At 50.2% G+C, this 5,543-nt stretch carries 11 protein-coding genes and 1 pseudogene; 3 read left to right on the top strand and 9 right to left on the bottom strand.

Annotated elements, in window-relative coordinates; genetic code table 11:
- The 3 genes and pseudogenes from RTK01_RS15715 to RTK01_RS15705 form a co-directional block, all read right to left on the bottom strand.
- Positions 1-205 (bottom strand): annotated as a pseudogene (locus RTK01_RS15715) (hypothetical protein); the annotation flags it as partial.
- A 617-nt stretch (positions 206-822) separates the two neighbouring features.
- Positions 823-1,326 (bottom strand): hypothetical protein, encoded by a 504-nt coding sequence (locus RTK01_RS15710; RefSeq protein WP_312281875.1) that lies wholly within the window; start codon positions 1,324-1,326, stop codon positions 823-825.
- Positions 1,327-1,528: 202 nt separating this feature from the next.
- Positions 1,529-1,717 carry a hypothetical protein gene (locus RTK01_RS15705; RefSeq protein ID WP_312281874.1) on the bottom strand — a complete coding sequence of 63 codons (189 nt, stop codon included), beginning with the start codon at positions 1,715-1,717 and terminating at the stop codon, positions 1,529-1,531.
- A gap of 78 nt (positions 1,718-1,795) precedes the next feature.
- Between RTK01_RS15705 and RTK01_RS16920 the strand changes: the two genes are divergently transcribed.
- On the top strand, positions 1,796-1,924 hold the full coding sequence (locus tag RTK01_RS16920; protein WP_397353061.1) for a helix-turn-helix domain-containing protein: 129 nt from the start codon (positions 1,796-1,798) through the stop codon (positions 1,922-1,924).
- Positions 1,925-2,001: 77 nt separating this feature from the next.
- On the opposite strand, the gene RTK01_RS15700 is transcribed toward RTK01_RS16920, so the two are convergent.
- Positions 2,002-2,190, bottom strand: coding sequence for a hypothetical protein (locus RTK01_RS15700; RefSeq protein WP_312281873.1), 189 nt, complete (start codon positions 2,188-2,190; stop codon positions 2,002-2,004).
- 75 nt (positions 2,191-2,265) lie between these two features.
- Between RTK01_RS15700 and RTK01_RS15695 the strand changes: the two genes are divergently transcribed.
- Positions 2,266-2,478: a hypothetical protein gene (locus RTK01_RS15695; RefSeq protein WP_312281872.1), complete on the top strand. Its 213-nt coding sequence runs from the start codon at positions 2,266-2,268 to the stop codon at positions 2,476-2,478.
- A gap of 167 nt (positions 2,479-2,645) precedes the next feature.
- On the opposite strand, the gene RTK01_RS15690 is transcribed toward RTK01_RS15695, so the two are convergent.
- The 5 genes from RTK01_RS15690 to RTK01_RS16905 form a co-directional block, all read right to left on the bottom strand.
- Positions 2,646-2,798 (bottom strand): hypothetical protein, encoded by a 153-nt coding sequence (locus RTK01_RS15690; RefSeq protein WP_312281871.1) that lies wholly within the window; start codon positions 2,796-2,798, stop codon positions 2,646-2,648.
- A 4-nt stretch (positions 2,799-2,802) separates the two neighbouring features.
- Positions 2,803-3,003, bottom strand: a complete 201-nt coding sequence (locus RTK01_RS15685) for a hypothetical protein (protein WP_312281870.1) — start codon at positions 3,001-3,003, stop codon at positions 2,803-2,805.
- Positions 3,004-3,343: 340 nt separating this feature from the next.
- Positions 3,344-3,754 (bottom strand): IS110 family transposase, encoded by a 411-nt coding sequence (locus RTK01_RS16915; protein WP_397353059.1) that lies wholly within the window; start codon positions 3,752-3,754, stop codon positions 3,344-3,346.
- A gap of 147 nt (positions 3,755-3,901) precedes the next feature.
- Positions 3,902-4,207: a hypothetical protein gene (locus RTK01_RS16910; protein WP_397353058.1), complete on the bottom strand. Its 306-nt coding sequence runs from the start codon at positions 4,205-4,207 to the stop codon at positions 3,902-3,904.
- A 23-nt stretch (positions 4,208-4,230) separates the two neighbouring features.
- Entirely contained in the window at positions 4,231-4,368 is a 138-nt protein-coding gene (locus RTK01_RS16905) for a hypothetical protein (RefSeq protein ID WP_397353056.1), read from the bottom strand.
- A 796-nt stretch (positions 4,369-5,164) separates the two neighbouring features.
- Between RTK01_RS16905 and RTK01_RS15675 the strand changes: the two genes are divergently transcribed.
- Positions 5,165-5,543 (top strand): hypothetical protein (locus RTK01_RS15675; protein ID WP_312281869.1); only part of this gene is annotated, 379 nt, incomplete at its 3' end.

Below are 5,543 nucleotides of genomic sequence, written 5' to 3'. Positions count from 1 at the left end.
TCTGCCGGGTAAATAAAATCGCGTTGTGGGTGAACCGCAGCTCCGCCACCTGCTCCCCCGTGGTGTTGTCAATTACCCATGCAATAAAGCGGACGCTTCCGTCTCCGGCAGTGTCGCAGCCCATCACGTAGGGCACCATCCTGTTTTTCTTGTCCCGGATCATCAGGCAGTGCTCTATATATTCCTTTGGAATTCTCAGATTCATACTCTGTCTCCCATACATGCTTTGCCGATGGTGCGCCCGCACCTGGTTTGTCAAAGGATATAAATTTTCAATCTGCAAAAAATACAGGTGAGGTGATTTAGAATGCCAAAAGACAGTCAGCTTGACCCGAAGCCTGTCCGCCTGAAAAAAGCAAAGGGCGGTCCCACATTTGCGCAAAGTGCTCTTGACGGCGAGGGCCGCAATGATAAAAAGCAGTCGGGAAACCGTCATAAACCCGGCGATGACAAACGATAAAGTTTCCGCCCCGCCTTAAAAAGGCGGGGCCTGCTTCTGTAAAATTAAGCGCAGATGAATCTTCTTATTTTCAAGTTTCTTCGCACTGGTTTCAAAAGCGAAATTTTTCTTCTGAAATGCGACTAATTTTCAACTTTATATTCTTTTAACATGTCCTATACTGTAATTGCAGCCTCCATCGGCGTTTGAAGGAGGACTTACCATGACTACATTCCAAGTCTTTACACTAATCATTTCAGCCAACGTCCTACTGCTCGCACTATTGACTTACTTAAAGAAGTGATGGTTGTGGATTGGTAGTACCTAGGTGTGTGAATGGAGGCTGTAAAGTGGTGGTGCTTACGCACCGCCACTTTTTTGGCTCATAGCCTCACTGCAAGTAAAAAACTCATTCTATCGCTCCATCCGTTTCGCCGCGGTCCGAATATGGCCGTTTTCAATTTCTCCGCCTTTTCCGGGCCCGCTGCGGTCACAGCTCCCAAAGCCTCAACCATGGCGCTGTATTTAGCCTGCCACTCGTCAAAGTAGAACTTGAACGTCTGGGTGTCCTTGTCCGTCGCCGCCAGTTGCCAGCAAAGCTCTTCTGCGGCCCGGTCCGCTGCCTCCGCCCGCGTCTGGGCATCTTTCAGTCTGGCGCTGGCCTCCTCTACCTGCTTTGCCGCCGCCGCTTCCGCTTCTTCTCGGAGCATTTGAATCTCTTTCTCTCCAGATTCCCGCACGGCCACATCTACCGGCCTGCTTTTCAGCTCCTCCAGCTTTTTCTCCAGCTCGGCCTTTTCGGCCTCGGCATCCCCAAGTGCAGCTTCTACCTCTTTTTCCTTCTCCTGCGCGGCCTTCAGCTTTTCCTCCAGACCGTCTGATTTCACTTTCAAGGCATCCAATTTTGCGAAAGCGGCCCTATCTCCCTCACAAATGATTTCTTCCGCAGCGCACCGCAGAAAATGTGGTGCTTGTCCAATGGATCCGTGCAGCCGTTCCGGCCGCACCGACAGCACACGCCCGGAACGTCCGCTTTGCGCTCGGTTTTCTTTTTTGCGCTTTTCCGCGCGGACACGCTTTTGGGGTACATCATGGCTTTGGCTCCTCCTCTATGTGGAACACGGCCTTGCCCCGGAAAAGCGCGTTCAGATATGTCACCTTCAGTACCGCGCCGATTTCGCTGCGCTTTTCCTTCGACAGCGTGTCAATATTTACTTCCTGTCCGTTCACAGTCACAAATGCTTCTACCCGGATAGGCTCCCGCTGTCGTTTCGCCATGCCCCTCACCTCAATTCAACCTATGGTATTTCGTGGTTGTCCTATGCTCCTGCACTTGCGCTCCGCCAATGGTAAGATGTGGGCGCCACGCAAACCACCGCACGCCGTTGGATGAACGGGCCCTGTCGCCCCAGCTTTGGCAATCTACCCAAAATCGCCAACGCCCTTCGCGTTTCTACCGATTACCTTTGTGGAATAACCAAATAACTGAATTACCCCGACAGGCTCTGCGCTGATACGACTTTCTCTCCCTTATGTGCGATATCGCTCAGTCCTTATCTCCGTCAAACAGGCCCAAATAACAACCTTAAACGCTCATTTTCTATGTAGGCAGTTTTTTCGCAATTCTTTGCATACAGTCTCTGTGGGCGCACATCATACATAATCACCATCCGCTTTTTCTGGTACGCCCGCCCCGCCCAAAACGCCGCGATAATGGCCGCAATTCCCACCACCGCATCAATCCAGTCCATGATCAATATCTCCCTCCTGTTACTTATCCTTTTTCCGCTCCAATGGTAAAATGCGGATGAAAGGAGGTGAATTTTGTGTTCGATTTTAACAGCGTTCCTGTTGACTTAGATGGATTTAATGAATTTGAAAAACAGCTCGCTTTGACTTGGACGCAATGCAAATTCAAAGATTTCTTATCAAAAAACCCGGATGCTGGAGGCAAACAGCAATCAACCGAGTTCTTGGATATTCTTGAGGACAGCCTCTACGTCATTACAGATTTCCGCAAGCGGTTTGCTAGCAACTAACGTACCCATCAAAAGATCATTTGCCATTGCGCAGGCAGATTCAACCTCCTTGGCAGATACCCCGTATTCTTTCGCTGTTGCAACCAGTGATCGAATGAGGGGTATCTGCTTTTTATTGGCTTGCAACGAAATCCTTTGGAATTTGTTCATCGTGTGTTCCCCCTTCTTTACGCCCGACTGGTCTTCCGCTCGTCTGGCAGGTTCTGGCCCCGCCGCCGCACCGCGCGCTCCAGTAGTTGCTGCACCTTGCGCTTTCCCTCCGGCGTGGCCCCACGATACTGCTTCAAAACCTCCATTTCCCGTGATGAAAGCTCCATCATGCGCCTACCCCTCATTCTCCAGCGCGGCCCGCGTTGCTTCCCGCTCCTCCGGCGATGCTGCACAGAACTTTTCAACCAGTTCTTTCTCCTGTGCCAACTCCAGCCCTGTTCCTAAAATGATTGTGTCCGTGGTGCAGCAAATACCGCCACCTGTGCCGCGTTGGGGATTTTCACGCCGTTTTCCATGGCGCTGATGTGCGCTCAATGCTTTCCGCCAGCATTCGCTGCGTCACGCCCCGGCGGCCCCGCAGAGCTTTCAAATTTTCTGCTAACTTTATTTGGTACCTCCTCTTTTGAGGGCATTTGTTGTTATGCATAAAAAACAGCACCGCTTTTGGAGGTGCTGTCTAAAATGGAAAGCCGGTGTTTGCTATATCCACTCGTCCGAATGCTTTTCCCGAAAAAGCCGAGGTTCCTTGATCTGCGGATTTTTTGCGGACTATCGGCGTATATCTAATGATGAGACGCGCCGATGAACAGAACCTGATTGCCTGCTTCCACGCTCTCAATCCCGCCGGGCAGAAATATTTACTGACACAGGTCGGCTATGCCATGCAGAAGAAAAATAGGGGCTTGCCCTCGGCCCGTTTTTTGTCCAGGAACTGAAAGACAGGGTCGTCCGGTGGAGCTTTTTGTAACAGCACCGTCATCAGCAAAAAGAGCGTCTTTCGCGGCTCCGGAGAACCCCGCTTGGAAGAACGAGTGCTTTTTGCTTCATAGGTTCCGGACTGATTCACACCCGGGTCAACCCCTGCAAAGGCCGTCAAAGAGCCTTTGTGGGCAAAGCGGCGGGCATCACCAATCTCCGCCATGAGCTGCGGCCCAAGAGATTTTTCGGTGCCATACAACCCCATAACCACTTCGTATTCAGGGAGCTCCCTGGCAAGCCGGTTCATTTCCGCACGGAATACCTCGACTGTTTTAGAAACGGTATTGAGCTGTGTAATTGCTTCCATTTGCGGTAACGCTCCACGAAAGCGGCTGGCCCCACGCCTCTCACACAGTCCACATGCCAGAAGGATGCGGCGAAATCTATCCACTTCTGGCTGCCGTCCGCATGGGCGGGGCTTTCAAAGAGGGCGTTGACGCCGGGATAGGTCTGGTCAAGAAGGGCAATGAGATCCTTCTTCGGCGCCGTCTTGTTCTTGGAATACAGACCGTATTGCCGGTTCATGCTTTTCAGTTGGTAGCGAATCGTGTCCATAGGCGTATGTTCCCGCAATCAGTCCAGTTGTCAAGGCCATACCGGGCAATTTTAAGCGATCCGCTTTATCGGTTTTCACCTTGCGCAAAGAATTGTTCCCATATTCCTTGATGAGCAGCGGATTGACCGCGCTGACAAAGATCCCGGCATCATGGAGCAGTTGGGCCACCGGCTCATAGTAGCATCCTGTGTGCTCCAGCACCACCCGCGTTTCACCCTCCAGACTTTTCAGCCGGTTTGCCCCAGCTCGCTAAGTTCGCTGGAGGTGTGGCGCACCTCGTAGGGCCTTGCCAGCAGTTCCCCAAAGGGACGAATCACCGATACCATGTTTTTCCCTTGGGAAACATCAATTCCGACTGCGTTCATAATCCACACTCCATCACAGATTTACAATTGGCGAATCATCCTTTTCATTGCTGATTCTATCTGTTTGATGACGCGAACGCGCCGGACGGCGGCTCTACCTGCACAAATCGAACTCTGCGAATAAGAGGATGGCTGACTGACTTAATTACGGACGCGTAGTCCTTGGAGGTGTCCGTCAGGCCCTTTGTCCTCTCATTCTATCACCTTAGGCAGCAAGTTGGAAAAAGACATGGCTGGTTGCCATGTCCTCAACCTAATTTATAGTAACAGGAGGTTTTAAAATGATTCTTATTAATTTTTGGGGAATCAGTGTTGTTTTCTCAAATTCTTCACCACATATCGTTAGTTAAAGTGGATTCCGGTCAAAGTGGGAAAACGTTTCTCACTCTCGCTGTTATTCTCTATGTTCTTGGAAATTTGTCATCACTGCTTATTGGCGCTGTGGACGGAATCTGTCATAAGCGTACCGGCTGGTATATCCACAACGTCCGGCGAGTCGGCCGGATGATTTATGTGAATTTTTCTCCAACCCTGAAGGGGAAATAATCGCAAGCGGAAGCGGTGCTTTGTCTTTTTAGACGATAATGAGGGCATATGCGGATTACCCTATTCTTTTGGTAATTTCCTCATTTCTCCTATATCTCCTCCTCTTAAAAATTTCAGATTTGATTTTTGAAAAACTGAGTATGAGCTAAAACAGCGTGCCAACACGCTGAATGAGCGGGAACTCAAATTAAAAGATCGCGAACGCGCCTTAGCAGAAAACCAAAAGAATTTGGCGGCGTGGGAAAGAAGATTGAGGTCAGAGACAGAAATTCTGAAAAATCAGTGGAAAGTATTTCAGTATGGCAAAGAAGACCTGCTAAAGCAAGCGCTTTCGCTGGATGAGCAAAAGTCCCAGTTTCATCAAAGTAAAATAGCCATGGGTAAGCAGGCTGCAAAATTGCAGCACGAGGAGTTCCTCCAGTTAAAACAGGTTAACGAGCAGGCGCGCTCCCAAACCTTAAAATTAGCCCGCGATATTGCAACACAGGACTATTTACAGAATACCTTCGCCTTTCAGGTGTTGCTTCGTGGTGACGATGCCAATTACTCTCGTATCCGTTCCGCGCTTACCTCTGAAATTTTTATTGCGCCGCCGTTTGATATGTCCGCTCAAATAAAATCTTCCAGTG

It is taken from the genome of Oscillibacter sp. (assembly GCF_031978065.1).
Taxonomy (GTDB): domain Bacteria; phylum Bacillota; class Clostridia; order Oscillospirales; family Oscillospiraceae; genus Oscillibacter.
This window is presented reverse-complemented; position numbering and strand designations above follow the sequence as displayed.